We start from the raw sequence: 2,399 nt of genomic DNA, 5'->3' as shown, positions 1-2,399 counted from the left end.
GCCCGGCAACCACGCGGTCGCGGTGGGCGTGGTCCACGCGGGCCTCGGGGTGCCGGTCCGCGACGCGGTGGCCGGCGACCTGTTCGCCCTCGCCGCGAGCTGCGCCACCGCGGCGGTGCGGCTCGGCCGCACCGACTTCCGGCGGGCGCAGGGCCTGCTGCGCGAGGTCCGGCCGGACCTGGTCCGGGCGGTGGACGCGGCGCTGGCCGCGCGGGGCCCGGCGGACCTGCACGCCTCGACGCCGGCCGCGGACGCCGTCGCCGCCGCGCACGAACGGGCGGAGGCCCGCCTGTTCATCACCTGACCGCACCACGGGGCGGCACCACCGATCGGCACCACCGATCGGCACCACGGGGCGTTCCGTTGGCCGCCTCTCGAACCACTTCCTGAAGGGACGCGCATGCTTCCGGACCGGGTATTCAAGATCGGCATCGGCGGGCCGGTGGGCTCGGGCAAGACGGCGCTCATCGAGGCGCTCGTCCCCGTCCTCATCGCCCGCGGGCGCACGCCGGGCGTCATCACCAACGACATCTACACGCAGGAGGACGCCGACCACGTCCGCCGGACGCTCGCGGGGACGCTGGACGGCGACCGCGTCGTGGGCGTCGAGACGGGCTCGTGCCCGCACACCGCGGTCCGCGACGACCCGACGATGAACCTCGCCGCGGCGGCCGAGCTGATCGACCGCGTCCCCGCCCTGGACGTGCTGCTGTTCGAGAGCGGCGGCGACAACCTCACGCTCACCTTCAGCCCCGTCCTGGCCGACGTGTACGTGTTCGTCCTGGACGCCGGGGAGGGCGAGAAGATGCCGCGCAAGCGCGGCCCCGGCACCACCGACTCCGACCTGCTGGTCATCAACAAGATCGACATCGCGCCGTACGTGCGGACGGACCTGTCGGTCATGGAGCGGGACGCCCGCCGGGTCCGCGGCGGCGCCCCGGTCGTGCTGACGAACTGCCTCACCGGGACCGGCGTCGGCGAGGTCGCCGACGCCGTCCTGGCCCGCCGGGACGCGCTGTGCTCACCGGCGGGGTGACCGCCGGCCCGGACGGCCGGGCCGGGACGCCGCCCGGCCGCGGCGCCGCACCGAGTCTCCCGGTCGCGGTGACGCGGCACGCCGGGACGCCCGACACGCTCCCGGTCGGCGCGCCGGGCAAGGCCGGGGTGCTGCGGCTGGGGTTCGCCGCGCGCGGCGGCCGGACGGAGCTGACCGAGCACGTCCAGGCGGCGCCGCTGCACACCACCCGCCCGCTGTACCCCGACCCGGCGCTGCCCGGGACCCCGCACGTGCTGATGATGACGTCGGGGGCCGGGGTGCTGCAGGGCGACAGGCACCGGGTCGGGCTGTCCTGCGGGCCCGGCACGTCCGTCCACTTCACCACCCAGACGGCGACGCGGCTCTACCGGATGGAGCACGACTACGCCGCGGTGTCCGTCACGCTCGGCGCCGCGCCCGGCAGTTACGTCGAGTACCTGCCGGGGGCGACGATCCCGTTCGGCGGATCGCGGTTCCACCAGCGGCTGGAGGTCACCGCGGACCCGTCGGCGACCGTCGTGCTGGGCGAGCGGCTCATGGCGGGACGGCTGGCGCGAGGGGAGCGGCACGCCTACACCGCCTACTGCGCCGACCTGGAGGTCCGCGACCCCGGTGGTGCCCTCCTGTTCGCGGACCCGCTCCGGCTCGTCCCGGAGGAGAACCCACCGGTCGGGCCCGCGGTGATGGGCGGCTTCGGGGTCATGGCGACCCTGTACGTGGTCACCGGCGCGAAGCCCGCGCAGGAGGTGGCCGACGCGATGCACGGGGCGCTCTCCGGAACCGGACTCGTCGGCGGCGCGAGCGTGCTCCCCGGGGAGTGCGGCGCGTGGGCGCGCGTCCTTGGCGAGCGATCCCCCGAGGTGGACGCGGCGTTCCTGCGCGTATGGGACGCCGCCCGCCTGCTCCTGCTGGGCGTGCCCGCACCCGACCCCCTTGTCCGATAAGGCTCGGAGGCCGATTCCGTTACGGAGCCCTGCGAGCTGAACGTCGGATACGGGGGCCTCGTACTGCGCTTCAACGGCCGCCGCGTCCACTACGGCTGGCACGAGATCGGCCGCGTCGTCGTCCGCCGCCGCGCCGAGGGCACCGGCTGGGCGGTCTGCGTCTTCCCGATTCCAGGGACGGCCCTGCCCGCGCGGCGCGGCCCGCGGGCGCCGGTGTGCTACCTGGAGCGCGGGTCGGGCTGGATCGTGGTCGTCCCGGTGCGCCGGCTCGCCGCCTCGCCGCGGGAGATCGAGGCGGCGACGGTCCGCCACGCCGGCCCCCGCTGGGGCGGCGATGCCTGACCGGCCCCGCCCGCCGGCGGGCAGATCGGAAGAGCACACGTCTGAACTCCAGTCACTCCAGCCAATCTCGTATGCCG

Annotated in this window: 4 protein-coding genes; all 4 read left to right on the top strand. The window is 75.8% G+C overall.

The window, feature by feature from the left end:
- On the top strand, positions 1-304 hold a 304-nt coding region (locus E1291_RS41030; protein ID WP_278045319.1), incomplete at its 5' end, for an urease accessory UreF family protein.
- A 96-nt stretch (positions 305-400) separates the two neighbouring features.
- Positions 401-1,036, top strand: a complete 636-nt coding sequence (gene ureG, locus E1291_RS41025) for an urease accessory protein UreG (RefSeq protein WP_131743414.1) — start codon at positions 401-403, stop codon at positions 1,034-1,036.
- Entirely contained in the window at positions 1,018-1,980 is a 963-nt protein-coding gene (locus tag E1291_RS41020; RefSeq protein WP_242614693.1) for an urease accessory protein UreD, read from the top strand. Before ureG ends, E1291_RS41020 begins: the two co-directional genes overlap by 19 nt.
- Positions 1,981-2,193: 213 nt before the next feature.
- On the top strand, positions 2,194-2,322 hold the full coding sequence (locus tag E1291_RS44865; protein ID WP_278045318.1) for a hypothetical protein: 129 nt from the start codon (positions 2,194-2,196) through the stop codon (positions 2,320-2,322).
- Positions 2,323-2,399: the final 77 nt, after the last annotated feature.

The sequence above is a fragment of the Actinomadura roseirufa genome (assembly GCF_900659635.1).
Taxonomy (GTDB): Bacteria; Actinomycetota; Actinomycetes; order Streptosporangiales; family Streptosporangiaceae; genus Spirillospora; species Spirillospora roseirufa.
Note: the sequence above shows the minus strand (reverse complement) of the source record. Positions and strands in the feature narration are given on the sequence as shown.